Annotated in this window: 25 protein-coding genes, 1 tRNA gene and 1 pseudogene; 21 read left to right on the top strand and 6 right to left on the bottom strand. The window is 28.9% G+C overall.

Going from position 1 to position 26,860, the window contains the following annotated elements:
- Nucleotides 1-3 precede the first annotated feature (3 nt).
- Nucleotides 4-195, bottom strand: a complete 192-nt coding sequence (locus L8W68_RS06040; protein ID WP_039627274.1) for a mini-MOMP protein — start codon at nucleotides 193-195, stop codon at nucleotides 4-6.
- Nucleotides 196-270: 75 nt separating this feature from the next.
- On the opposite strand from L8W68_RS06040, the gene L8W68_RS06045 reads away from it, so the two are divergent.
- A complete protein-coding gene (locus tag L8W68_RS06045) occupies nucleotides 271-1,608 on the top strand; it encodes a coproporphyrinogen III oxidase family protein (protein WP_263675389.1) in 1,338 nt (445 codons plus the stop codon).
- Between the two features lie 23 nt (nucleotides 1,609-1,631).
- Here L8W68_RS06045 and hemJ read toward each other — a convergent pair whose 3' ends face one another.
- From hemJ to glmM, 3 genes are read right to left on the bottom strand one after another with little or no spacing between them, the layout of a single operon-like run.
- A complete protein-coding gene (hemJ, locus tag L8W68_RS06050; protein ID WP_039627278.1) occupies nucleotides 1,632-2,081 on the bottom strand; it encodes a protoporphyrinogen oxidase HemJ in 450 nt (149 codons plus the stop codon).
- Entirely contained in the window at nucleotides 2,075-2,530 is a 456-nt protein-coding gene (gene lspA, locus L8W68_RS06055; protein WP_263675390.1) for a signal peptidase II, read from the bottom strand. The genes hemJ and lspA overlap by 7 nt, the downstream gene beginning before the upstream one ends.
- Nucleotides 2,523-3,860 (bottom strand): phosphoglucosamine mutase, encoded by a 1,338-nt coding sequence (glmM, locus tag L8W68_RS06060; protein WP_263675391.1) that lies wholly within the window; start codon nucleotides 3,858-3,860, stop codon nucleotides 2,523-2,525. The genes lspA and glmM overlap by 8 nt, the downstream gene beginning before the upstream one ends.
- A gap of 131 nt (nucleotides 3,861-3,991) precedes the next feature.
- Between glmM and L8W68_RS06065 the strand changes: the two genes are divergently transcribed.
- The 8 genes from L8W68_RS06065 (at nucleotide 3,992) to L8W68_RS06100 (ending at nucleotide 14,125) form a co-directional block, all read left to right on the top strand.
- The gene (locus tag L8W68_RS06065; protein ID WP_263675392.1) at nucleotides 3,992-5,167 is read left to right on the top strand and encodes a YdgA family protein; all 1,176 of its coding nucleotides are present in this window, start codon (nucleotides 3,992-3,994) and stop codon (nucleotides 5,165-5,167) included.
- Complete coding sequence (locus L8W68_RS06070; RefSeq protein ID WP_263675393.1) at nucleotides 5,164-6,354, top strand: replication-associated recombination protein A; 1,191 nt, start codon at nucleotides 5,164-5,166, stop codon at nucleotides 6,352-6,354. Before L8W68_RS06065 ends, L8W68_RS06070 begins: the two co-directional genes overlap by 4 nt.
- 45 nt (nucleotides 6,355-6,399) lie before the next feature.
- Nucleotides 6,400-6,475: transfer RNA gene (locus tag L8W68_RS06075), tRNA-Val, on the top strand.
- Nucleotides 6,476-6,588: 113 nt separating this feature from the next.
- A complete protein-coding gene (locus L8W68_RS06080; RefSeq protein WP_263675394.1) occupies nucleotides 6,589-8,505 on the top strand; it encodes a type I restriction-modification system subunit M in 1,917 nt (638 codons plus the stop codon).
- The gene (locus tag L8W68_RS06085) at nucleotides 8,502-9,776 is read left to right on the top strand and encodes a restriction endonuclease subunit S (RefSeq protein WP_263675396.1); all 1,275 of its coding nucleotides are present in this window, start codon (nucleotides 8,502-8,504) and stop codon (nucleotides 9,774-9,776) included. Before L8W68_RS06080 ends, L8W68_RS06085 begins: the two co-directional genes overlap by 4 nt.
- Nucleotides 9,777-9,787: 11 nt before the next feature.
- Nucleotides 9,788-10,288, top strand: a complete 501-nt coding sequence (locus tag L8W68_RS06090) for a hypothetical protein (protein WP_263675397.1) — start codon at nucleotides 9,788-9,790, stop codon at nucleotides 10,286-10,288.
- Nucleotides 10,285-11,211 (top strand): hypothetical protein, encoded by a 927-nt coding sequence (locus tag L8W68_RS06095; protein WP_263675398.1) that lies wholly within the window; start codon nucleotides 10,285-10,287, stop codon nucleotides 11,209-11,211. Before L8W68_RS06090 ends, L8W68_RS06095 begins: the two co-directional genes overlap by 4 nt.
- A complete protein-coding gene (locus L8W68_RS06100) occupies nucleotides 11,204-14,125 on the top strand; it encodes a type I restriction endonuclease subunit R (RefSeq protein ID WP_263675399.1) in 2,922 nt (973 codons plus the stop codon). The genes L8W68_RS06095 and L8W68_RS06100 overlap by 8 nt, the downstream gene beginning before the upstream one ends.
- 31 nt (nucleotides 14,126-14,156) lie before the next feature.
- Here the strand turns inward: L8W68_RS06100 and L8W68_RS06105 are convergent, their stop codons facing one another.
- Nucleotides 14,157-14,777: a DUF305 domain-containing protein gene (locus L8W68_RS06105; RefSeq protein WP_214115518.1), complete on the bottom strand. Its 621-nt coding sequence runs from the start codon at nucleotides 14,775-14,777 to the stop codon at nucleotides 14,157-14,159.
- A gap of 120 nt (nucleotides 14,778-14,897) precedes the next feature.
- On the opposite strand from L8W68_RS06105, the gene L8W68_RS06110 reads away from it, so the two are divergent.
- A complete protein-coding gene (locus L8W68_RS06110; RefSeq protein WP_257938969.1) occupies nucleotides 14,898-15,530 on the top strand; it encodes a hypothetical protein in 633 nt (210 codons plus the stop codon).
- Nucleotides 15,531-15,532: 2 nt separating this feature from the next.
- Here the strand turns inward: L8W68_RS06110 and ruvC are convergent, their stop codons facing one another.
- Nucleotides 15,533-16,009: a crossover junction endodeoxyribonuclease RuvC gene (gene ruvC, locus L8W68_RS06115; protein ID WP_039619511.1), complete on the bottom strand. Its 477-nt coding sequence runs from the start codon at nucleotides 16,007-16,009 to the stop codon at nucleotides 15,533-15,535.
- Between the two features lie 122 nt (nucleotides 16,010-16,131).
- Here ruvC and dnaA point away from each other — a divergent pair, with 122 nt between their 5' ends.
- The 11 genes and pseudogenes from dnaA to L8W68_RS06170 all read left to right on the top strand — a co-directional run.
- Entirely contained in the window at nucleotides 16,132-17,460 is a 1,329-nt protein-coding gene (gene dnaA, locus L8W68_RS06120) for a chromosomal replication initiator protein DnaA (protein WP_039617029.1), read from the top strand.
- A gap of 134 nt (nucleotides 17,461-17,594) precedes the next feature.
- On the top strand, nucleotides 17,595-18,662 hold the full coding sequence (dnaN, locus tag L8W68_RS06125; protein ID WP_039617031.1) for a DNA polymerase III subunit beta: 1,068 nt from the start codon (nucleotides 17,595-17,597) through the stop codon (nucleotides 18,660-18,662).
- Between the two features lie 9 nt (nucleotides 18,663-18,671).
- Complete coding sequence (gyrB, locus tag L8W68_RS06130; protein WP_263675400.1) at nucleotides 18,672-20,990, top strand: DNA topoisomerase (ATP-hydrolyzing) subunit B; 2,319 nt, start codon at nucleotides 18,672-18,674, stop codon at nucleotides 20,988-20,990.
- An 8-nt stretch (nucleotides 20,991-20,998) separates the two neighbouring features.
- The gene (locus L8W68_RS06135) at nucleotides 20,999-21,994 is read left to right on the top strand and encodes an adenosine deaminase (RefSeq protein WP_263675402.1); all 996 of its coding nucleotides are present in this window, start codon (nucleotides 20,999-21,001) and stop codon (nucleotides 21,992-21,994) included.
- A complete protein-coding gene (locus tag L8W68_RS06140) occupies nucleotides 21,991-22,527 on the top strand; it encodes a hypothetical protein (RefSeq protein WP_263675404.1) in 537 nt (178 codons plus the stop codon). Before L8W68_RS06135 ends, L8W68_RS06140 begins: the two co-directional genes overlap by 4 nt.
- A 37-nt stretch (nucleotides 22,528-22,564) precedes the next feature.
- Nucleotides 22,565-23,236 carry an urease subunit beta gene (gene ureB / locus L8W68_RS06145; protein WP_039617037.1) on the top strand — a complete coding sequence of 224 codons (672 nt, stop codon included), beginning with the start codon at nucleotides 22,565-22,567 and terminating at the stop codon, nucleotides 23,234-23,236.
- Nucleotides 23,233-24,930, top strand: a complete 1,698-nt coding sequence (gene ureC, locus L8W68_RS06150; protein ID WP_263675406.1) for an urease subunit alpha — start codon at nucleotides 23,233-23,235, stop codon at nucleotides 24,928-24,930. The genes ureB and ureC overlap by 4 nt, the downstream gene beginning before the upstream one ends.
- Nucleotides 24,930-25,397 carry an urease accessory protein UreE gene (locus tag L8W68_RS06155; protein ID WP_052243344.1) on the top strand — a complete coding sequence of 156 codons (468 nt, stop codon included), beginning with the start codon at nucleotides 24,930-24,932 and terminating at the stop codon, nucleotides 25,395-25,397. The genes ureC and L8W68_RS06155 overlap by 1 nt, the downstream gene beginning before the upstream one ends.
- A gap of 2 nt (nucleotides 25,398-25,399) precedes the next feature.
- Nucleotides 25,400-26,068 (top strand): urease accessory protein UreF, encoded by a 669-nt coding sequence (locus L8W68_RS06160; protein WP_263675409.1) that lies wholly within the window; start codon nucleotides 25,400-25,402, stop codon nucleotides 26,066-26,068.
- A 10-nt stretch (nucleotides 26,069-26,078) separates the two neighbouring features.
- Entirely contained in the window at nucleotides 26,079-26,678 is a 600-nt protein-coding gene (gene ureG, locus L8W68_RS06165) for an urease accessory protein UreG (protein WP_214125663.1), read from the top strand.
- A 1-nt stretch (nucleotide 26,679) separates the two neighbouring features.
- A pseudogene (locus L8W68_RS06170) lies at nucleotides 26,680-26,860 on the top strand (urease accessory protein UreD); the annotation flags it as partial.

Raw genomic sequence — 26,860 nt, forward strand, 5'->3', positions numbered from 1 at the left:
TTGTTAATGCATTTGAATTTGAATTCTTTGATTAAAATTATTATTTCCTCTATCTTTTGGGCTATTATGCTCAAAGCGATAACGCATACTACCTGAAACATTAACATCTTGGAAAATTTCATCTAAAGGCGCAGAATTTGACACGCTTATAAGCCCTAATAAAAATACAAAAAATGCTATAAAAATCTTTTTCATTATAAAGCCTTTGTAAAAATATGATACAATTATAGTCTTTTTAAATAACTACAAAATGAAATTTTTAGGAAAAATATGAATTTTTTACAAAACTTAGCTCTTTCTTACTCACACAAGGCTATGCAAAAATCTTTAGAGAATGGTTTTAATGTTAAACTTTTAAAAGAAGGACAAGAAAAAAAAGTTAATCCAAAAAAATCTTATATGCTTTATGCTCACATACCATTTTGCCATACTTTTTGCCCATATTGTAGTTTTCATAAGTATTATTACAATGAAGATTTAGCAAAAAGATATTTTGAAAGTTTAAGAGAAGAAATCAAACAAATCAAAGACAAAGGATTTGATTTTACTTCTATGTATGTGGGTGGTGGTACTACTTTAATCAACGAAGAAGAGCTTGCTAAAACTTTAGAACTTTGCAAAAAATTATTTAACATCAAAGAAATTTCTTGCGAAACCGATCCAAACCATATTGACCCAAAAAAATTAGAAATGTTTAAAGGGCTAATAGATCGCTTAAGCTGTGGTATACAAAGTTTTGATGATGATACTTTAAAAAAAGTAGCAAGATATCATAAATTTGGCTCTAGTAAAGAACTTCAGGAAAAACTCTCTAAAGCCATAGGTGTGCTTCCTATTATGAGTCTTGATTTGATTTTTAATTTTCCTTCTCAAACTAAAGAACAATTACTCAATGATTTAGAAATAGCCAAAAGTTTAAAACCTCAACAAATCACAACTTATCCTTTGATGAAATCAAACCTCACAAAAGATAATATCGCAAAAACTCTAGGAGTAAGTTTTAAAGATAATGAATTTGAGTTTTATAAAATCATTGTAGATTTTTTCAAAGATTATGAAAGAAATAACGCATGGTCATTTTCTTTAGAAAAAAGTAGCTTTAATGATGAGTATGTAAGTAGCCATCATGAGTATTTAGGCGTGGGAAGTGGGGCTTTTAGTTTTTTAGATGGAGAACTTTTAATCAATGCTTTTAATTTAAATGATTATTCCAAACTCATCAAAGAAAAACAAAATGCAAATATTGCTAAAGCTAATTTTGGTAAAAAAGAAATCATCAAATATGTCTTTTTAACCGAAATGTTTACTGGTAAAATCGAAATTGATAAATTTAACAAAACCTTAGATTGTAATTTAGAAAAAGATCTTTTCATCGAGCTTTTAGGCCTTAAATTAAGTAAAGCTATAAAAAAAGAAAACAATACCTTATATACAAGTGAATTTGGACGTTATTTGTTTATGGTATTGATGAAAGACTTTTACACAGGTATGGATTTGGTGCGTGCTGTATTTAGAGATGATAAACGCTTACAAGATAAAGAACGCATTAATATCATGCAAGAAAATGTTGATCCACTTGATTTTAAAAGTATGGAGTTTAAAGGATAAAAAGCCTTAAAAAAGGCTTTTTATTAAAACGGTCTTACCACCATCATAATAGCGATGATTATAAATAATATCGTTGGAATTTCATTATAAGCTCTAAAGAATTTTCCACTTTTTTGGCAAGTATCATTTTGAAGTTGTCTATAATAATAATAATTTTGCAAATGATAAATGATCAAAAGTAAAGCACAGGTTAATTTAGCATGCATATATCCACCTACCATTAACACATCTTTATTGGCCATCATCATTAAACTTCCAGTGATTGCAGTAGCTATCATAGCAGGAGTTTGGATATAAAAATACAATTTTCTTTCTTGAATTTTCACCACTTCCACAAAGCCTTTATTATCTTTATGTTCTGTATGATAGACAAAAAGTCTTGGTAAATAAAACATTCCAGCCATCCATGAAACAAAAGCCAAATAATGCACCATTTTAATCCATAAATACCATTCATTCAAAAAATCTAACATTTTTCTCCTTTTTTATTAAAAATTTCTTTTATTAAAATCAAAGCTACGCTAATGTTAATCATCACATCAGCAAAATTAAACACAGCAAATTCAAACCACTTGTGCCAAAATACAAAATCCACCACGCCTATATGCATAAAGCGATCAAGTAAATTTGAACACCCAGCAGATAGCATAATAGCAAAAGCAATCAAATGTGTTTTAAAAAACTCTTTTTGATAAAGTAAATACCCAAACAAAGCTAAAATAAAAACAAGCTGTATATATTTTAAATACTCTCCTAAAAATGCAAACATTGAAAAGGCCACACCGGTATTATAGGTTAAAACTAAATCAAAAAATTCACCCTTATACTCAAGCCCTTGTAAAAACAAATACTTGCTTGCTTGATCTAATATAAAAATCAAAGCAAAAACAAGCCAAAATTTTAAAGGCAAGATTTTAAGCATTCAACGCTTTCATAAAAAAGCTTTCCACAACTTTCATTTCTTTTTCTAAAAGCTTAATGTCTTTTGCTTCAAGCAATAAGCGTATTAAATTTTCTGTACCTGAATACCTAAACAAACTAGCAATTCCTTTTTTTTCTAAATTTTTTTTCAACTCTTCCAAACCTGCAAGCTTACTTAAGTCTTTTTTCTCTGAAATTTTAAGATTATGCAAAAGTTGTGGATAAGGCTTAACTTGATTTAAAATTTCACTTGCACTTTTTGCTTCACTTAGCATTAAAGCACTAAATTGTAAAGCAGCTACCAAACCATCTCCAGTTTTTGCATAGTCACTAAAGATAATATGCCCACTTTGCTCTCCACCAAAATTTCCACCGCATTCTTTGAGTTTTTCAAGTACATATTTATCGCCTACATTGCAAGTTTCATGTGTGATTTTATGTTTAGTTAAAAACTCTTTTAAAGCACCATTGCTCATTATAGTGCTAACTACGCTTGATTTTAACTTGCCTTGTTTTTTCAAAAATAAAGCTAAAACACCCAAAAGACTATCTCCATGGGCTACTTCGCCTTTTTCATCCACAACAACCAAACGATCCGCATCCCCATCAAAAGCAAAACCCACATCTGCTCTAAATTTCTTTACTTCCAAAGCCAAATTTAAAGGATGTAAAGCTCCACAATTTTCATTGATATTTAAACCATTTGGCTTATCATTGATCACAATCACATCTGCACCAAGTTCTTTAAAAACCGTAGGCGCTACCTTATAAGAAGCCCCATGAGCCACATCTAAAACAACGCGCAAAGACTTTAAAGTCAGCTCTTTAGGAAAAGAATTTTTTATAGAAACAATATATCTTCCTATCACATCATCAATTCTTTTTGCTTGGCCAATTTGTGATTTTGTTGTTCTTGCTTCTTCTATGAGTTTATCATTAAAATAAATTTCTTCTATTTTTGCTTCTGCTTGCTCATCAAGTTTATTTCCATGTGCATCAAAAAATTTAATACCATTATCATAGTAAGGATTATGCGAAGCTGATATCATAATCCCTGCATCACAACGCATATCTTCAGTTAAAAACGCAATAGCAGGTGTTGGCATAGGACCTATTTCTATAACATTATATCCTATAGAAGTAAGCCCTGAAACGATAGCATTTTCTATCATATAACCGCTTCTTCTTGTATCTTTTCCTACTAAGATATTATTTGTAAGGGCTTTGTCTTTAAAATAAATTCCAGCAGCCATAGCTAAACGCATAGCTAAAAATGAATCCAAAAATTCCCCTGCTTTACCGCGTACTCCATCTGTTCCAAAAAGTTTCATTTTTTTACCTTTGATTTTAAATAGTGCAATTATAAGAAAAAAAGTTAAGTAATGTATAAATGTGAGAATTTTATAAACATTAGTTAGTAATAAAAATATATAATTTTTAAAATTTCACTTAAGGAAAATGAATGAAAAAAATCATCGCAGGGGTTGTAGTAGTAGTTTTACTAGCTATAGGGTTTTTTGCCTCAGCTTCTTACATTAACTCAATCAATGGAAAAATATTTGCTCAAATGAGCCAAGATACAGCATATTATAGTGTTGAAGATGCTAACTATACCAAAGGACTTTTAAACTCCAAAGGAAGTTTTATAGCTACACTAAATGACTTGCCTTATAGTTTTAAAGTGAATGTGGATTTTTCTAATAATTTTTTTGCAAGTAATAATGCTATCGTTTCTATTTTAAATGAAAATGAAGACTTAAAAGGCATTTTCCCAAATGAAGAAATCTTTAAAATCTTAGTTAGTGCAAAAGGTGGAGACATTAACATCGATGCAAAAATAAATGATATTAATTTTACCCGCAATGATACAAATTTAGTTTTAAATAATACATCTTTTAAGATTACAGGTTCTGAGGAATTTGTAAAAAATATGGAACTTAATCTAGGTTATGTTTTATTAGAACAACTATCTCATGAAGAAAAATTAGAAGCAAAAAATATCAAAATTTCTGAATTTCCTATACAAAAATTAAGTTTTAGTGATATTTTTAGCCCTAGTAGAAATAGTGAGCAAAACATAAGCATTGATAGTGCTAATTTTATAAGTTCTATTGCTTTTGACTTTGATAAATTAAAAATTTTTGCAAAAACAGCTCAAAATGCTCAAAATGATTATGATAGTGTTTTAAAACTAGATTTAGCTAAATTTAATCTTGCAAATGAAAACTTTATGCTAAACAACATTAATTTAGATATGAATTTTAATAATCTTTCTAAAAAAGCTTATGATAGCTTAATGCAAAACTCAAATACTGATATTTTTTCTATGATGCTTTTAGCAAGTCAGTTTTTAAAAGCAAACCCACAAATCATCTTAAATAACCTAAGCTTTGAAAAAGAAGGTAAAAAATTTGACGCAAATGGACAAACTATTTTCACTGAAAATAATATAAAATCACAATTTCACGCAAACACAGAAATTCTTCCTAGTCAAATTTGGCCTGATTTTGCAAATTTTGATACTTATTTCGTAGATAATAATGGCTCTTATGTGCTTGATTTTATCTATGATGATTCTAACAAAAGTGATGTTACAACTATCATTAATGGTGAAAGACTAACCATAAATCCACAATGACAAATTTAAGCTTAACTTTTCGTCCTAAAACTTTAGATGAGGTTTTAGGACAAGAAAATTTAGTAGAAATTTTTAAAAAATTCATACAAGTTTCAAAACTCCCTCATAGTGTATTTTTTGGTCCAGCAGGTTGTGGAAAAACCTCTTTTGCAAGGGTTATAGCGTATGAGTATAAACTAGACTTTTATGAGTTTGATGGAGGAAATTTTAAACTTGAAGAGCTTAGAAAAATACTAAGTAATTATGAAAATTCTTTATACAAACCTTTGATATTTATTGATGAGGTGCATAGGCTTTCAAAAACCCAGCAAGAAATGCTTTTAATCCCTTTGGAAAATCAAAAATGCCTTTTCATAGGTGCAAGCACTGAAAACCCTTACTTTACTTTAACTTCAGGCATAAGAAGTAGAAGTATGCTTTTTGAATTTAAAGGTTTAGAGTATAAAGACTTAGAAAAACTTGCCACAAAGGTACAAGAAAAACTCCAATGTAAAATCGATGATGATGCCAAAGACTTTTTAATCACTTCTAGCGCAAATGATGCAAGAAGCTTTTTAAATTTATGTGAGTTTGCTTTAGCTTTAGATAGTACTCATATCACGCTTGAAACTTTAAAAAAATTAAGAGCAAATGTTTTAAGCGATGGCACTTCAAGTAAAGATACACACTATAGACTAGCTAGTTCTATGATAAAAAGTTTAAGAGGAAGTGATGTGGATGCGAGCTTGTATTATCTTGCAAGGTTGATTGATGGGGGCGAAAGTGCGGATTTCATCGCTAGAAGATTAGTGATATTTGCAAGTGAAGATATCTCAAATGCAAACCCACAAGCACTTAATCTAGCCACAAGCACACTCATAGCAGTAAAAAACATAGGCTATCCTGAAGCTAGGATCATCTTAGCTCAATGTGTGGTATTTTTAGCAAGTTCGCCCAAGTCAAACTCAAGCTATCTTGCTATAAATGAAGCGCTAAATTATGTGCAAAACAATCCTGCGTTAAAAATACTCCCTTATCTTGATAATAATAACCCACAAAGAAAAAACTACCTTTACCCACATGATTTTGGTGGCTGGGTTAAGCAAAGATACTTAGAAAAAGATTTGAAATTTTATCATAGTAAAGGCATAGGCTTTGAAGCACAGCTAGACTTATGGCTAAATGATATGAAAAAAATTAAAAAGTGATTTTAAGCACAATGTAAAAATATTTTTATATAATTTTCATTTTTTGGTTCCGTAGCTCAGTTGGTAGAGCACCACCTTGACATGGTGGTGGTCGTTGGTTCAAGTCCAATCGGAGCCACCATTTTTTATTTCTTTCGATTTCTTTTATTTAAAGCACAGATTTAAAACTATTTATAAGATTTTTATTGATGATTTTATATAATATATTATAAATAAAAACAAAAGGAAAACATCATGAATCAAAGTCAATTCCAACCCATTATCAACTTCATATGGAGTGTGGCAGATGATTTACTTCGTGATGTTTATGTAAAAGGCAAATACCGCGATATTATTTTACCTATGACGATTATAAGAAGAGTAGATGCAGTTTTAGAACCTACAAAAGTTAAAGTTCTCGAAACTTACGACACTTATAAAGATAAATTTGAAAATTTAGATTTTATACTAGGTGGAAAACAAGGAAACAACCTAGGCTTTTCTAATTATTCTAAATTTAGCCTACAAACCCTTCTAAATGATCCAAAAAATATCAGAATAAATTTTGAAAATTATTTGGATTGTTTTAGTGAAAATATCAAAGATATCATCTCAAAATTCAAATTCAAAAACCAACTTGACACCCTAGAAGAATCAAACATACTTTTTGGAGTGATAGAGAGATTTTGCTCACCTAGGGTAAATTTTGGCATAGAAGATATCTTAGATGAAAAAGGAAATGTTATCCACAAAGGCTTAAGTAACCTTGGAATGGGATATGTTTTTGAAGAGCTCATTCGTAAATTCAACGAAGAAAACAACGAAGAAGCCGGAGAGCATTTTACTCCAAGAGAGATCATAGAGCTTATGACCCACCTTGTATTTTTACCCGTAAAAGAACAGATCAAAAAAGGGACATGGCTTATTTATGATAATGCTTGCGGAAGCGGTGGAATGCTCACAGAGTCAAAAGAATTCATCACAGATCCTGATGGCCTTATACAATCAAAAGCAAACATCTATCTTTACGGACAAGAAATCAACCCCGAAACCTACGCTATATGCAAAGCAGATATGCTAATAAAAGGCGAAGATCCAGATCATATAAAATTTGGCTCCACTTTAAGCAATGATCAACAAGATAAAAAATTTGATTTCATGCTTAGCAATCCGCCTTATGGCAAGTCTTGGGAAAATGATCAAAAAATTCTAGGCGTAGAAAAGAAAGGTTCAAATTCAACTTGCAATGACCCAAGATTTAGCGTAGGTATGACAAGCAAAAGCGATGGGCAAATGATGTTTTTGCTCAATATGCTTAGCAAGATGAAAACGGATACCCCTTTAGGCTCTCGCATCGCAAGCGTGCATAATGGCTCATCACTTTTTAACTCAGATAGTGGCATGGTAGCCATAAGAAAACACATCATAGAAAAAGACTATCTTGAAGCTATAGTCGCTCTACCTACAAATATGTTTTACAATACAGGAATTCCTACTTTCATATGGATCATCACCAACAAAAAGCCAGAACATAAAAAAGGCAAAGTCCAGCTTATAAACGCTACAAGCGAAGAGTATTTTTCTAAGATGAAAAAGTCTTTAGGCTCTAAACAAAATGAAATGACAAAAGAACATATAGAAAAAATCACTAAGTTATTTTTAGATAATATTTCTAACAAAGACTGCAAAATTTTTGACAATGAAGACTTTGGCTATATTAAAATCACCATAGAAAAACCAAAAAGTATAGAAGTTTTAAAAGATGATGAAAAATTTGCAAAATTCAAAGACAAAGACAAAGACAAAATCTTAGAAAAATTACAAGAGTTAGAGCAAAACCCGCAAGATTTTGAAGATAGAAACGAATTCATAAGCTTTTTAGGTGTAAAACTCAAAAAAAGCGAAGAAAACCTCATCATCGATAGTGACAAAATCAACAACACCGAAAAAATCCCACTCAAAACAAACATACAAAGCTACTACGACACAGAAGTAAAACCCTATGTGAAAAATTCTTGGATAGCTTGGGATAGTGCCAGTGTGGGTTATGAAATACTTTTTAATAAATACTTTTATACCTATACTCCACCAAGAAAGCTAGAAGAAATAAACAGCGAATTAGAAAAGCTAGAAAAAGAAGTACAAGATCTTTTAAAAGAGATCATGCAATGAAAAATTTCAAAGATAGCGGTATAGAATGGCTTGGGGAGATTCCGGAGCATTGGGAGGTGGTGAAAATCAACAAGATAGTAACTTTTGTAAATGGATATGCTTTTGAAAACTTTGATTTAAATCCAACTTTTGAAATTCCTGTGATTCGTATCGGAGATATACAAAAGGAAAAAATTTTATATGACAATTGCTTAAAAACAAAAGAAAAAGAAAAATTGAAACAATTTTTAATTAGTAATAATGATATTTTAATTGCTTTAAGTGGAGCAACCACAGGAAAAATAGCATTTTGTGATACTGATAATAAAGCTTATATCAATCAAAGAGTTGCCATTGTTAGAAGTAAATTAAAACTTGTAAAATATTATTTTTTAACTAGAGGATTTTCATTACTTATTGAGCTTGCTTGTAATGGATCTGCACAACCAAATATTTCAACCAAAGAAATAGGGGAATTTAAAATCCCACTTCCACCATTAAAAGAACAAGAACAAATCGCAAATTTTTTAGATGAAAAATGCGAGCAAATTAAAAATTTCATAGAGAAAAAAGAAAAACTCATTAGCCTTTTAAAAGAACAAAAGCAAGCCTTGATAAACGAAACCATCACAAAAGGACTTGATAAAAATGTAAATTTCAAAGATAGTGGCATAGAATGGCTTGGAGAAATTCCACAGCATTGGGAAGTAGTTAGGCTTGGATTAATATTAAAAACAGGTAGCGGTACCACTCCAGATAGTGGCAATGATAAATATTATAAAGAAGGAAAAATTGCTTGGATTAACTCCGGAGATTTAAATGATGGTTTTTTGAAAGATAGCAAAAGAAAAATAACCCAAGATGCTCTTTATGATTATCCGACTTTAAGAATTTTTGATAAAAATTCTTTAATTATAGCAATGTATGGTGCAACTATTGGAAAAACGGCTATATTAAAAATAAATGCTTGTGTTAATCAAGCTTGTTGTGTATTAGAAAAAAGCCTTTGGTATAATAATTTTTATTTATTTTTTTGGTTTAATGGATATAAAAAAGAACTTATTTCAATGGGTAGTGGGGGTGGGCAACCAAATATTAGTCAAGATATAATTAAAAATCTTAAAATTCCACTTCCACCCCTAAAAGAGCAAGAACAAATCGCAAATTTTTTAGATGAAAAATGCGAAAAAATAGATTTATTGATAGAAAAAACTGAAAAACAAATAAAACTCATAAAAGAATACAAAACCACACTCATAAACCAAGCCGTATGCGGTAGGATTAATTTATAAAAGGAGAAAAGATGGGTGAATTAATCAATAAGTTGTCAAATTATAATATTTTTAACTACTTATTTCCTGGTGTTATTGTTTGCTATTGTTTAGAAAAACTTAGTATTTATAACATATTTCATAAAGAAATTATTGTAAATGCTTTTATATGTTATTTTGTAGGATTATGTATAAGTAGAATATCATCATTAATAATAGAACCTATTTTAATAAAAACAAAAATTTTACCAAGAGAAGATTATAAAAAATATATTGAAGCATCAAAAATAGACAACAAGATAGAATTATTTAGTGAAATTAGCAATTCATATAGAACATTAATGATAAGTTTTCTTGTGATACCAATTATTAATGCATTTATGATTTATCCAAATAAATGGCAAGCTAATGATTGGAAAATTTTAATTGTATTTGTATTGCTTTCAATTCTATTTTTGTTTTCACATATAAAGCAAAACTCATATGTAATAAAAAGAATTAATAACACATTAAACAATAAGGAGAAAAAATGACAATTATAAAATCATTTTCTGTAGGAAATGGCGATATGTTTGCTATTAGACATCATAGCGATAATTTTACGATAATTGATTGCTGTATATGTGATGACAATAGAGAGCAAATATTTAACGATATAAAAATAATGTCTCGCGATAAAACAATCCATAGATTTATTTCAACTCATCCTGATAAAGATCATATTATGGGTTTGGAAAGCTTAGATAAAAAATTTAAAATATTAAATTTTTATTGTGTTGAAAATGAAGCTGAAAAAGAAGATTCCGACAAAGACTTTGAATATTATTGCACATTGCGAGATTCTGAAAAAGCTTTTTATATTAAAAAAGATTGCACAAGGCGTTGGATGAATCTAAATAGCAATGAAAGAAAATCAGCGAATATTAATATTTTATGGCCTGATATAAATGACGAACATTTCATAGATGAACTAGAAAAAGTAAAAAATAAAGAAAGTCCTAACAATATATCTCCCATTATTTTATTAGAAGCTCATGGATTTAATTTTATGTGGATGGGTGATTTAACGACAGATTTTATGGAAAAAATAAATATATATTTGCCAAAAGTTGATGTACTATTTGCACCCCATCATGGGAGAAAAAGTGGAAGAATACCTAAGAAATTACTTGAAATGTTATATCCTGCTTTGATTATTATTGGAGAAGGATCTTCAAATCATTTATTTTATGATTATTCTAAAAATTTTAATACAATTACTCAAAACAATGCTGGTGATATAACATTTGAAGTAGATAATGATGAATGTAGAATATATGTATCAAAGGAAAATTATTCTACGAAAATTCTAAATGGTAACACATTGAAAGCTGATGAAAAATTAACATATATAATAGGAGATATTTTTCTTGATGGATATTTTTTGGGAAAAATTTCAAGGACTAACAATGACTAACTACACAGAAAAGAGGCTTGAAGATTTCATAGAATCATATTTGTTAGAAAACCATGCCTATATCAAAAGAACAAATGAAAATTACGATAAAAATTTATGTTTAGATGTAGAGCTTTTTGAGAATTTTTTACAAGCTACGCAAAGTGTAGCATTAGAAGAGCTTAAAAAGCGTTGTGGACAAAACTATAAAAAAGAATTTTTTAATCGTATTTTCTCACAGATTAAAACCAAAGGCATAGTCAAAGTCTTACAAAGTTATGTGGAGATCAAAGGCATTAAAATTTACCTAGCCTTTTCAAAGCCAAACACTAGTGCAAACGAAGAAAGCGTGAAAAAATACGAGCAAAACACCCTTTCTATCATACGCCAACTTCACTATAGCACGCAAAATAAAAACTCCCTTGATATGGTGATCTTTTTAAATGGCTTGCCCCTTATCACTATAGAACTTAAAAGCCATTTCACAGGACAAAATGTCTTTCATGGCATAGATCAGTATAAAAAAACCAGAAACCCAAAAGAAGCTATATTTAGCCTTACTATAGTGCATTTTGCACTAGATAATGATCTTTGCTATATGAGTACAAAATTAGATCAAGATGCGACTACGTTTTTGCCTTTTAATCTTGGTTTAAACAATGGTAGTGGCAAAATAGGCTTAGCAAATGGAGCAGGTAACCCACCAAGTGATGGTATAAAAACAGCTTATTTATGGGAGAAAATCTTTAAAAAAGATACTTTGCTAAATTTATTTTTTAATTTTGTACAAGTTGTGAAAAAGGAAAACGAAGAAATCATCATATTTCCTCGATACCATCAATTTGATGTAGTAGAAAAACTACTCGCCCATGCAAAAGAAAACGGCACAGGGCAACGCTACTTGATCCAGCATAGTGCAGGAAGTGGCAAGAGTAATTCTATATCTTGGCTTGCACATAATCTCGTAAGCTTGCATAGACTTGAAAAAAATATCTTTGATTCTATCATCGTAGTAACCGATAGAAAAGTGCTTGATAGACAAATAAGAGAAAATGTAAAATCTTTTTCACAGAAGACAAAAGACCTAGTCGAAGCCATCACTCATGGAAGCAAACAGCTTAAAAATGCTTTAGAAGAAGGTAAGAAAATCATCATCACAACCATACAAAAATTTCCTTTCATTTTAGATGAGATCAAAACCTTAAAAAGCAAAACTTTTGCTATCATCATCGATGAAGCACACTCTAGCCAAAGTGGAAGCAATGCTCAAAAAATGGCTGAAGTCATAAGAAGCAAAAGCTATGATGAAAATCAAAATTTAGATGATGAAATTTTAGAAATCATAAAAAATAAAAAACTCCAAAGTAATGCTTCTTATTTTGCATTTACCGCTACGCCTAAACCAAAAACCTTAGAAATGTTTGGTATGCCTTGTGATGTTAATGGAGAACAAATGTTTATCCCTTTTCATCTTTACTCGATGAAACAAGCCATAGAAGAAGGTTTTATACTTGATGTATTAAAAGGCTATACAACGTATAAAAGTTACTATAAACTCATATCTTGCACAAATGACAACCCAAAATATGATAAAAAAAGAGCAAACGCAAAACTAAAAGCCTATGTCCAAAACAATATCAAAACAATCGAACAAAAATCACAAATCATGTGTGAGCATTTTTTCCAAAATAGCTTTAAAAAGATAAATGGCAAAGCAAAAGCTATGGTTGTAACAAGCTCAAGAGAAAATGCTGTGAAGTATTATCTTGTTTTTAGAGAGTATTTAAGAAAAAATTATCCACATTTTAAAGCTATAGTAGCTTTTTCAGGTGAAGTAAATTTAGAAGGTGAAATTTATAGCGAAAGTGGTTTTAATGGTTTTTCAGAAAATGCTTTAAAAGATGAGTTTAAAAAAGATGAGTATCGTTTTTTAATCGTTGCAGAAAAATACCAAACTGGCTTTGATGAGCCATTATTACATACAATGTATGTAGATAAAGCATTAAGCGGAGTAAGTGCAGTGCAAACTCTATCAAGACTAAACCGAACTTGCAAAAACAAAGAAAATACTTTCGTACTAGACTTTGTAAACACCCATGAAGATATAGCAAAATCTTTTAGTGTATTTTATGAGCAAACTTACTTAAGTGAAGCTACAGATGATAATAGAATTTTTGATTTAAAAGCAAATCTAAATGAATATGAAATTTACACCCAAGAAGAAATAGATGATTTTACAAATGCCATTTTAAAAAATGAAAAAGAAAATATCATTCATTCAAAATTAGACACAATGTTAACTAGATTTGATCAAAAAAGTGATGATGAAAAATTAGATTTTTATAATAAAGCAAGGACTTATCTTAAAGAGTATTCTTTTTTAGCTCAAATATTACCCTATGAAGATATAGAACTTGAAAAGCTTTATATACTGCTTAAAAAACTTACCAGTAAGATTATCTTACCTAAATCAGAGGACTTAGCTAAAGGAATTTTAGATAATGTGGATTTTGATAGTTATCGCTTACAACTTGATAAAACGCAAGATATCATTTTACAAGGAAATGGAGAGCTAAAACCTTCTTTTGCAGATGGTTCGAGCAAAAGTGCTGAAGCTGAATTAGAAGAGCTTTCAAACATCATTAAAGATTTTAACAACAAATACGCAAATATAGACTTTAACGAAAGCGACAAAATAGCTAAAATCTTATATGATATAAAAGATGATATAGCAAAAAATGAAGAAATACGCGAAACCTTTAACAAATCAGGTATGCAAAATTCGCGCATTAGATTTGATGAAATTTTAGAAGACAAAATTCAAGATCTTTTAAATTTAAATTTAGAGCTTTTTAGACAATTTACTCAAAATAATGATTTCAAAGACAAAATAGCAAATACAATGTTTAATATGATCTATGAAAATGCAAAATGATATCTAGGTAGTTTTACCAAACTACCTATTTTTACATATACTTTAACAAATTCGTAAATTCTTGAATTTCTTTTTCTTGATCTAAGATGATTTTTTTAGCAATATCAGTGATGGTTTTGTCTTTAGAGTAAAATAAAATTTGTTTTGAAGCATCTACCGCGCCTTGATGATGTGCTATCATCGCTTCTAGAAAGTCTTTATTGATGTTTTTGCTTTCTTTAACCGAGCTCATTAAAATCATCATTTTTTGCATTAACTCTTTTTCTTCTTGAACGAATTTTTTATAAGTTTCTTCATCAATTTGAGTTTTTGTATAAAGATTTTTATCTAAAATTTCTTGAAATTCTTGAATTTCTTTTTCTTGAGCTTTGATGATATTTTGAGCGATTTTTTTCATCTCTTCACTTTTAGTATGTTCTAACAAAATCTTAGATGAGTCAATAGCACCTTGATGATGTGGAATCATATTAGCTAAAAAATCTCTTTCTATATCATTGCTTTGTACTAAAGGATTTTTCATCATAGGTTCATGCATACTCATCATGATTTGTGATGAAATACTTCCAGAAGCTCCATGATGAGCATGGTGAGAATTTGCAGCAAATAAAGCACTTGCCAAAACTAAACTTGAAACTATAGTTTTTATTTTCATTTTTTTCCTTAAACTTTTAATTTAAAATCAAAAATATATAAAAATATCACAAACTAAAATTAACAAAAAAATTCAATTTTTTTTTGTTATAATTTATTTAAAAATACACAAGGATGGAAAATGCTTAGAGAACTACTTGAGATAAAAAAAGAAATGGAACCTATAATTCATGATTGTTCAGTAAAAATTCAAGTAGCCGCAAGAGAAGTAATCGTAAGAAAAAGAGAATATGAAATTTATGGGCCTATGATAGATAGAGTATATCTTGATAATGCCATTTATATTAAAATTTTTGGTAGTGGGCGTGATACAAAAAGCACTAAAGTAGATATTAAAAACGGCCTTTATATGGTGTATGTAGCTCCTGATAAACCAACTAATCAAGAAATCATGAATAAATTAAAAATCGCATTTGAAAGTATAGATAATAAATTCATCTCAAGAATTTTAGAACTCAATAGAAGAATGAAAGAAGTGATCAATAAAACCCAAGCAACCCTAGCAAAAGCATCAAACATGAATGTTTTAATAGAAACTAATCTAGGCGAAGCAAGTGCTGCACATAAGTTTGTAATCACTATCAAATATTTAAAAGATAATCAAAAATTAGAATTAAAAAATTCAAAATCTGCAGGTAGCTTTAGAGATACCAAAAATCACATCAACCTAGTAGTAGAAAAAAGCACTGATTCAGCTATATGTGAAAAACTTTTACATGATGTTGAAATTTATTTTATAGGAAATGGAAAATAAAATTACTTTTTTACTCTCAAATTTGCTAAATGTGTCAAAGCCACCGCAATAGCATCTGTAATATCAAGTGGCTTGATATCTTTTGAAATTCCAAGCAATCTTTTTACCATGAAAGCTACTTGCTCTTTAGTAGCTTTTGCTTTACCTGTTACGGTTTTTTTCACTTGCAAAGGCGTGTATTCTGCAAATTCTCCATGAGTTTGTAAGATTTTTAGACTCAAAGCTCCACGAAATTGTGCTAGTTTTAAAACCGTTTTTGGATTATAAGCAAAAAATATATCTTCTATAGCTACCTCATCAAATTGATGATTTTTAAAGATTAGATCAAGCCCTTCACATAATTCTGTGATTTGATACTGCAAATCATTAGGTTTGATTTTGATAAGCCCTGCTTCTATGAGTTGATTTTTATTATTAATTCTTTCTACAATAGCATATCCACAATACCTAGAACCAGGATCTATCCCTAAAACTTTCAAACTTTTCACCTTTTTATTCACATAGATGTGAAATTTAAATTTTTATGTGAATAATTTTAACCATTTTTTATAAAAAATAAGCTAGAATTTTAAGTTTTACATCATAATTTATAAGAAAAATAATGAATATAAAAGATTTTTTACTTGAATTTAAAACTGAAATTAGCAATAACGAATACAATACTTACATTTCTCACTTACAATTTAGTGAAAAATTAAGTAAAAATAATATCTTAGTATTTATCGCACCAAATCATTTTTTAGCTAAATTTATACAAACAAAATACGCACAAAAATTAGCTTATTTTTATGAAGTAAAAACAGGAATTAACCCTCAAGTTAAAATCATCACAAATGATCAAAAGGTAGAGAAAAAACATTTTTCTACAGATATTTCACAGATTAAATTTCAAAGTACTATTTTAAACCCTTCTTTTACTTTTGAAAGTTTTGTTGTAGGAGATTCTAATCAATTTGCCTATGCAACCTGCAAAGCCATTACCGATAAAAGCAAACTTGGAAAATTATACAACCCTATCTTTATCTATGGCCCTACAGGACTTGGAAAAACTCACTTGCTTCAAGCTGTCGGAAATGTGTGTTTGGATAATGGATATAAAGTTATTTATGCTACTAGTGATAATTTTATCAATGATTTTACCATGCATTTAAATAACAAAACCATGAGTAAATTCCATGAAAAATACAAAAATTGTGATGTTTTACTCATCGATGATGTGCAGTTTTTAGGTAAAACTGACAAAATTCAAGAGGAATTTTTCTTTACTTTTAATGAAATCAAAGAAAAATTTGGACAAATCATCATGACAAGTGACAATCCTCCAAATATGCTAAAGGGCATAACAGAACGCTTAAAAAGCCGTTTTGCAAATGGGATCATCGCAGATATCACTCCACCTCAGCTTGATACAAAAATCGCAATTATCAAGAAAAAATGCGAATTTAATGCTATTTATCTTAAACCTGAAGTTATAAGCTACATCGCTACTTCAATGGGAGATAATATCCGAGAAATAGAAGGCATGATTACAAATTTAAATGCTCAAGCAAGGCTTTTTAACCAAGAAATCACTTTAGAAATTGTTAAAAGCTTTATGAAAGATCACATTAAAGAAACAAAAGAAAATATCAGTGTTGAAGATATACTTGCTGATGTTTCAAAAAGCTATAATCTTAAACCTAATGATATAAAATCAAACAAAAAAACACAAAATATCGTTATGGCAAGAAGGGTTGTGATATATTTAGCAAGAGAACTTACAACTATGTCTATGCCTCAACTTGCTAGATTTTTTAATATGAAAGATCATACGGCCATTTCACATAATATTAAAAAAATTCAAGAGCTAATGAGTGAAAATGAAAACTTAAAAGCCATAGTAGAAGAATTAAGAAATAAAATTTTGACAAAAATAAAAAGCACCCTGTGAATAAAAGTGAAAAACAAAAAATTTTATTCTATGAGTAAAATTTCTATAAAAAAAGACTTTTAAAAAGCATTTCACATTTTCACATTGCTTATTATTATGATAAAATAAATTTAAAAAAAACAAAGGAAGTAAAAATGAAAATTAGCATTAATAAAAACACTTTAGAATCTGCCATAGTTTTAACTAATTCTTATGTAGATAAAAAAGACTCAAGCAATATCGCTTCTCACTTACTTTTTGAAGTAGTTGAAGATAAACTAATCATAAGAGCAAGTGATTATGAAATAGGTATTAATTATAAAATCAAAAAAATTAAAGTTGAAAGTGCAGGTTTTGCAACTGCTAATGCTAAAAGTATTTTAGATATTATAAAAAGTTTAAATAACGAAGATGTAGTCTTAGAAACCATAGAAAATTTCCTTTTTATTAGACAAAAAGGAACTAAATATAAACTTCCTATGTTTAATTATGAAGATTTTCCAAATTTCCCAAGTACTGAAGGAAAAGATAAATTTGATATTGATTCAAGTGATTTAAGTAGATCTTTGAAAAAAATTCTACCTGCAGTTGATACAAATAATCCAAAGTATTCTTTAAATGGTGCTTTACTTGATATAAAAACTACTCACATTAGTTTCGTAGGAACAGATACTAAACGCTTAGCAGTTTTCACGCTAAATAAAACAAATGAAAAAGAATTTAACCTTTGTATTCCTAAAAAAGCTATTTTAGAAATGCAAAAAATCTTTTTTGAAAAAATTGAAATTTATTATGATGAAAATATATTGATTGCAAAAAATGACAATTTTGAGTTTTTTACAAAACTTATTAATGATAAATTCCCTGATTATGAAAGAGTAATTCCAAAAAATATCACAAAAGAATTTATTTTTAAAACAGAAGAATTTATGGATGCATTGAAAAAAATCAATGTAATCACTGAAAAAATGAAATTAAATTTCCATAAAGATAAACTTGTATTTGAAGGTATTAGTTTAGATAATATGGAAGCAAAAACTGAACTTGAAATGGAACTTAATATAGATGAAGAATTTAATCTTTGCATTAAAAATAAATTTATCACTGACTTTTTAAATTCTATTGAAAGTGAAACATTCAAACTTAGCATAAATGAACCTCATATGGCGTTTTTAGTTTCAAGTGAAGAATTACAAACTGTAATTATGCCAGTTATTTTATAAGGAAAATAAATGCAAGAAAATCAAAATTACGGCGCAGGAAATATTAAAGTTTTAAAAGGCTTAGAAGCTGTTAGAAAACGCCCTGGTATGTATATAGGTGATACCAATATAGGCGGTCTTCATCATATGATTTATGAAGTAGTGGATAATTCTATCGATGAAGCTATGGCAGGTTTTTGTGATACGATCAATGTAGAAATTACCACAGAAGGCTCTTGTATAGTAAGTGATAATGGTAGAGGGATTCCTGTGGGAATTCACCCTACTGAAAATATTCCTACTTTAACTGTAGTTTTAACCGTACTTCATGCAGGTGGAAAATTTGATAAAGATACTTATAAAGTTTCAGGTGGTTTACACGGGGTTGGTGTGAGCGTTGTAAATGCTTTATCAAAAAAATTAGTTGCTACAGTACATAGAGATGGAGAAATTTATCGACAAGAATTTTCAGAAGGTAAAGTCACAAGTAATTTTGAAACCATAGGTAAAAGTAAAAAAACAGGAACAATCATAGAATTTTGGCCAGATGATCAAATTTTTGAAGTGACTGATTTTGATTATGAAATTTTAGCTAAAAGATTTCGTGAACTTGCATATTTAAATCCAAAAATTACTATAAATTTTAAAGATAACCGTATAGGAAAAGCAGAAAGCTTTCATTTTGAAGGTGGTATAAGCCAGTTTGTTACAGATTTAAATAAAAAACAAGCTCTAACTAAGGCAATATTTTTCAATGTAGATGAAGAAGATGTAAATGTTGAAGTAGCATTGCTTTATAATGATAGTTATAGTGAAAATTTACTTTCTTTTGTCAATAATATTAAAACTCCAGATGGTGGAACGCACGAAGCAGGTTTTAGAATGGGCTTAACTCGTGTTATTAGCAATTACATTGAAGCAAATGCTAGTGCTAGAGAGAAAGACTCTAAAATCACAGGTGATGATGTAAGAGAAGGTTTGATAGCAGTTGTAAGTGTAAAAGTACCTGAGCCACAATTTGAAGGACAAACTAAAGGAAAATTAGGTTCAAGCTATGTTAGACCTATAGTTTCTAAGGCTTCTTTTGAATATTTGACAAAATATTTTGAAGAAAATCCTATCGAAGCAAAAGCTATCATGAATAAAGCCTTGATGGCAGCTCGTGGTAGAGAAGCAGCTAAAAAAGCTAGAGAGCTAACAAGAAAAAAAGAAAGTTCAAGTGTAGGGACTTTACCAGGAAAATTAGCTGATTGTCAAAGTAAAGATCCAAGTGAAAGTGAAATTTATTTAGTTGAGGGTGATAGTGCAGGAGGTTCTGCAAAACAAGGTAGAGAAAGAACTTTCCAAGCGATTTTACCTTTAAGAGGTAAAATACTCAACGTAGAAAAAGCAAGACTAGATAAAATTTTAAAAAGTGAACAAATTCAAAATATGATCACAGCCTTTGGTTGTGGGATCGGTGATGAGTTTGATATAGAAAAACTAAGATATCATAAAATCATTATCATGACCGATGCTGATGTGGATGGTTCTCACATACAAACTTTGCTTTTGACATTTTTCTTCCGCTTTATGAATGATCTTGTAACAAATGGACATATTTATTTAGCTCAACCACCTTTATATCGTTATAAAAAAGGACAGAAAAAAGAAATTTATCTAAAAGATGAAAAAGCTTTAAATGATTATTTGATTGAAACAGGTATAGAAAGCTCTACTTATGAGGGCATAGGATTAAATGATTTAAAAGATTTTCTAAAAATCGTTGCAGCTTATAGAAGTGTTTTAAAAGAATTAGAAAAAAGATTTAATGTGATTTCAGTGATTAGGTATTTGATAGAAAATCCTGATTTGATAAAAGCTTCTAATGAAGAATTATTTAAAGTCATAAAAGAATTTTTAGAAAAACAAAATCATAATATATTAAATTCATATATCAATGAAAATGAAATTCGTGTTTATGTACAAACTGAAAATGGTTTAGAAGAGCTTATTATCAATGATGATTTATTTGCTAATCCTTTATATGAAGAGGCAAATTATATTTATCAAAAAATCAAAGATAGAGATTTAAAATTTGATAAAGATATTTTAGAGATTTTAGATGAAGTTGAAAAAAATGCTAAAAAAGGTGCTTATATACAACGCTATAAAGGTCTTGGTGAGATGAATCCTGAACAACTTTGGGAAACAACTATGGATCCAAGTAATCGTCGTTTATTAAAAATCACCATAGAAGATGCTCAAAGAGCAAACGATACTTTCAACCTTTTCATGGGTGATGATGTAGAACCACGCCGTGAGTATATACAAGCTCATGCTAAAGATGTTAAACATTTAGATGTTTGATTTTTAAAATGAAAATTTTTTTACAAAATATTCCAAAAGTAGAATTGCACTTACACATTGAAGGCTCATTAGAGCCTAAAATGATGTTTGAATTAGCTAAAAGAAATAACATTGCTTTAAAATATAAAAGTGAAGATGAGATACAAAAAGCTTATAATTTTTCAAATTTACAAGATTTTTTAGATATATATTATCAAGGTGCAAATGTCTTACAAACCAAGCAAGATTTTTATGATTTAACCTTTGCTTATATGAAAAAGTGTAAAGAGCAAAATGTAGTTCATACTGAAATTTTCTTTGATCCTCAAACTCATACTGCTAGAAATATACCTTTAAAAGATGTTATAGAAGGAATTTGGCAAGCTTTACAAAAAGCAAAAGAAGAATTTGGAATTTCAAGTTTTTTAATCGCTTGTATTTTAAGGCATTTAAGCGAGGATGAGGGTTTAAAAACTTTAGATGAGCTTTGTTTATATAAAGATAAGCTCAAAGCCATAGGACTTGATAGTTCTGAACTTAATAATCCTCCTTTTAAATTTAAAAATTTATTTCAAAAAGCTAAAGAAGAAGGCTTTTTGTTAGTTATGCATGCGGGTGAAGAAGGAAGTAGTGAGTATATTAAACAAGCTTTAGAACTTGGTGTAAGTAGAATAGATCATGGTGTTAAATGTGAGCATGATAATATGCTTTTAAAAGAAATTATTCAAAAACAAATTCCGCTAACAATTTGTCCTTTATCGAATGTAAAATTAAAAGTTTTTCAAAATATGCAAGAACATAATATTTTAAAACTTTTACAAAAAAATGTTTGTGTTTGTGTAAATTCAGATGATCCAGTGTATTTTGAAGGATATATTTTAGAAAATTTTATAGCCTTAGATGAAACTTTTAAACTTAGTAAAGATGAGGTTAAAAAACTTTGTATTAATGCCATTAATGCTTCTTTTTTACAAGAAAATGAAAAAGAAAATTTAAGAAAGCTAATTTTTAATTTTCAAGAATGATTTTTTTACTTGGGGGAGAAAGTCACACAGGTAAGACCTTGCTTGCTCAAAAACTTCTTGAAAAATTTTCTTATCCTTATTTGAGTTTAGATCATCTAAAAATGGGTTTGATTAAAGGAATGAAAAATTTTCCTTTTAAAGTAGATGAGGATGAAAAAATAGCTGAGTTTTTATTTCCTATTGTAGATGGTATAATTCAAACTTGTATAGAAAATAAACAAAATTTAATCATTGAAGGAATTTATCTTACTCCAAAAAAGCTAAAAAAATTTCAAAATCATTCTGATGTTAAAATACTTTATATCATTTTTTCAAAAGAATATATTTTACAAAATTATGCATTAATCTATCAAAATGAAAATGCTATAGAAAAGCGTTTATTTAGTGAAAAAGAAGAAATAAACACTCTTATTTTAAATCATCAAAAACTTAAATCTCAATGTGAAAATTTAAATCTTCCTTTTATAGAAATTCAAAAAGACTATGAAGCTGAACTAAAAAATGCAATAGATTTTTTGCCTAAAAGCAAGTAAATAGTTATATAATATCTAAAAAATTATAAGGATTAAAATGCATTTTACTCAGCAGCAATTGCAACGATTAATGCTTCATTACGCAGGGAAAATAGCTAAAGATAGAAAAGAGCAAAAAATAAAATTAAATTACAATGAAGCTTTAGCTTATATATGTTATGAATTAATGGAACTTGCAAGAAAAAATTTAAGTGTAAGTGAATTGATGAGCATAGGAAAAACTTTACTTACAAGTGAAGATGTGATTGATGGTGTTGCAAGTATGCTTGATGAAATTCAAATAGAACTTCCTTTTGAAGATGGCACAAAATTAGTTACTATACATGAACCTATAGCAAATGATGATAAAATAAAAGCTGGAGAGATATTTTTATCATCAGAATTTATTGTGCTTAATGAAAATAAAACTTCTATAGAAATCAAAGTAAGCAATAAAGGTGATCGTCCTATACAAGTTGGTTCGCATTTTCATTTCTTTGAAGTGAATCGCTTTTTGTCTTTTGATAGAGAAAAAGCTTATGGTAAAAGGTTAAATATCGCTTCAGGAACAAGTGTGAGATTTGAACCAGGTGAAGAAAAAACAGTAAGTTTAATAGAATTTGGTGGTTTAAAAAAGGTTTTAGGTTTTAATAATCTTTGTGATGATTTTATCAATGATGAAAATAAAACTAAAGCTTTATCAAAAGCAAAAGAGAAAGGATTTCTTTGATTAAGATTAGCAAAAAAGACTATGTGAATATGTATGGTCCAACAACTAATGATAGAGTAAGATTAGCAGATACAGATTTAATTTTAAGAGTAGAAAAAGATTATACTTTATATGGTGAAGAAGTTAAATTTGGTGGTGGTAAAAATATCAGAGATGGTATGGCTCAAAGTGTGAGTGAGGGAGACTTTCCGGATTTAGTTTTAACTAATGCTTTGATTGTTGATTATACCGGTATTTATAAAGCAGATATTGGGATAAAAAATGGCTATATAGTAGGTATAGGAAAAGCAGGCAATCCTGATATACAAGATGGAGTTGATCCTAGCTTAATTATAGGCACAAGTACAGATATTATCGGTGCAGAAGGTTTAATAGTAACTGCAGGTGGTATTGATACTCATATACATTTCATTTCCCCAACTCAAATTGAATGTGCTTTATATAGTGGTGTTACTACTATGATAGGAGGTGGCATAGGACCAAGTGAGGGAACAAATGCTACAACTTGCACAAGTGGGGCTTATCATATACATTCTATGTTAAAAGCTACGCAAAATTACCCTATGAATTTTGGCTTTTTAGGTAAAGGAAATTCAAGTAATAAAAATGCTTTAAAAGAACAAATTATAGCTGGTGCATGCGGCTTAAAAATTCATGAAGACTGGGGTGCTACTTCTAGTGTGATTGATGTTAGTTTAAATATAGCTGATGAAATGGATATACAAGTAGCTATCCATACAGATACTTTAAATGAAGCAGGTTTTGTAGAAGATACGATTAAAGCTATTAATGGTAGAGTTATCCATACTTTTCACACTGAAGGTGCAGGTGGTGGCCATGCTCCTGATATTATTAAAATGGCAGGTTTTGAAAATGTTTTACCTGCAAGTACTAATCCTACTATGCCTTTTACTAAAAATACCATTGATGAGCATTTAGATATGCTTATGGTTTGTCATCATTTAGATAATAAAATCAAAGAAGATGTTGAATTTGCTGATAGTAGAATTCGTCCTGAAACTATAGCAGCAGAAGATAAACTTCATGATATGGGTGTTTTTAGCATTATGAGTAGTGATTCTCAAGCTATGGGACGCGTAGGTGAGGTGATTTTAAGAACATGGCAAAGTGCTGATAAATGTAAAAAAGAATTTGGTGCCTTGAAAGAAGATAATGATTTAGATGATAATTTTCGTATTAAACGTTATATAGCAAAATACACTATAAATCCTGCTATTGCACATGGGATTGATAGTTATGTTGGTTCTATTGAAGTAGGAAAATTTGCTGATTTAGTGCTTTGGCAACCTAAATTTTTTGGAGTAAAACCAAAGCTTATTTTAAAAGGTGGCTTGATAGTAGGTGCAAAAATAGGCGATGCTAATGCTTCTATCCCAACACCTGAGCCTATTATCTATGAAAAAATGTTTGGTGCAAATTTAAATGAAAATGCCTTACATTTTGTTTCTAAAGTTTCTTTAGAAGCTAATATTCCTGAAAAATTAAGCTTAAAAAGAAAATGTGTTGCAGTAAAAAATTGTAGAAATATCACTAAAAAAGACTTGAAATTTAATGATAAAGTTCAAGATATAGAAGTAAATCCACAAACTTATGAAGTAAAAATAAATGGTGAGCTTATTAGCTCTAAGAGTGTTGATTCTTTAGCTTTAGCTAGAAAATATTTTATGATTTAATGATTTTACTTCAAAATAAAATAACGCATTATGATTTAAACAAAGAATGCGATTTTTTAGAGCTTAGTTGGTTTGATACTTTTAAAAAGATATTAAGAACAACGACTTTAAAAGGACTAGATGTCGCTATAAAAATGCCTGATAATAAAGGTTTAAATCATAATGATTGTTTATATGATGAGGATTTTTTGATTTTAGTAAAAATTAAACCTGAAAAGGTTTTAAAAATTCACATAGAAAATGAATACAACCTTGCTTTAATAAGTTATCAAGTGGGCAATATGCATTTAAATTTATTTTATAAAGATCATAAACTTCTTACTTTAGAGCAAAACTCTATCATAAGGTTTTTAGAAAAATTTAATATAAAATACGAAAAATGTGAGGAAATTTTAGAGCCAAAATATATGCTTGATATGCCAAGTTTTATCCAAGTTGATCCAAATTTTAAACTTATTAAAGAATAAAGATGAATAAATTAAATTTTTTACTTTTACAAATTAGTGATTCTTCTTTTCCTATAGGAGCTTTTTCACATTCTTTTGGTTTAGAATCTTATGTGAATTTTGCTTATATAAAAAATATAGAAGATGCTAAAAAAGTTTTAAAAACTCAGCTTTATTCTAATATTTTGTATTTTGAGCTTTTAGCTTTGAAAATAGCTTATGAAAATGCAAATGATGTAAAAAATTTACTAATTTATCAAAGAAAATTTTTATCAAGTATAGTTGCAAAAGAACAAAGTCAAGCTTATGTTTTTTTAGCTAAACGCTTTGTAAAAAATGTCAGTCTTTATGGATTATTAAATCCTTTATTAAATCAATACATTAAAGGAAATCAAACTCCTATTTATCCTTTTGTGTATGCTTTATTTTGTAAAGATAATGAGCTTGATTTTATGTATGAAAGTTTTTTATTTGCTTTAATGAGTAATTTTATTAATATTCTTGTGAAAATTGTGCCTTTATCACAAAATGAAGGGCAGATTTTACTTTTTCAACTACAGCAAGATTTTCAAAAGGTTCTTTCTAAATTACAAAATTTAACTTTAAAGGATTGGTGTGAAAATCACAATATCTTAAATGATTATTTGGGTATAAAACACCAAAATTTAGCATTTAAAATTTATATTTCTTAAAAGGGTTATAATGGTTAAAATAGGCATAGGTGGTCCTGTAGGTAGTGGTAAAACAGCTTTAGTATTAAATTTATGTCAAGCTTTAAAAGATGAGCTTTCTTTGGCTGTGATTACAAATGATATTTATACAAATGAAGATGCAAATTTTTTAATCAAACAAGGCGTTCTTGAAAAAGAAAGAATCATAGGCGTACAAACTGGAGGTTGTCCTCATACAGCTATTAGAGAAGATGCTTCTTGCAATCTTGAAGCTGTTGAACTTTTACAAGAGCGTTTTAGTGATTTAGATCTTATTTTTATAGAAAGCGGTGGAGATAATTTATCGATGACTTTTTCACCTGAACTTGTGGATTTTTTTATCTTTGTTATAGATGTTGCTCAAGGAGAAAAAATTCCACGCAAAGGTGGTCCTGCTATTTGTAGATCTGATTTAATGATTATCAATAAAATAGACTTAGCTCCTTATGTGAATGCTTCTTTAAAAATCATGCAAGAAGATACTTTAAAAATGCGTGGAGATAGACCTTTTATCATGAGCAATCTTCAAACTAAAGAAGGTTTAGATGAAATCATTACTTGGATTAAAAAATACACACTTTTAAAGGATTGATTTGTTTGCTCAAAAGAGTATTTTTAAACTTACATTAGATACTATCAATGAAAAAACTATTATAAAAAATTCTTTTTTCACACCTCCTTTTAAGCTTATGAGGAATTTTTATGATAAAAAATTAACTAGTATATATGTTTTAAACTCTAGTGCTGGAATTTTCAAAGAGGATCATTTAAGTT

This window comes from Campylobacter sp. FU_497, assembly GCF_025772425.1.
GTDB classification, from domain to species: domain Bacteria; phylum Campylobacterota; class Campylobacteria; order Campylobacterales; family Campylobacteraceae; genus Campylobacter_D; species Campylobacter_D lari_C.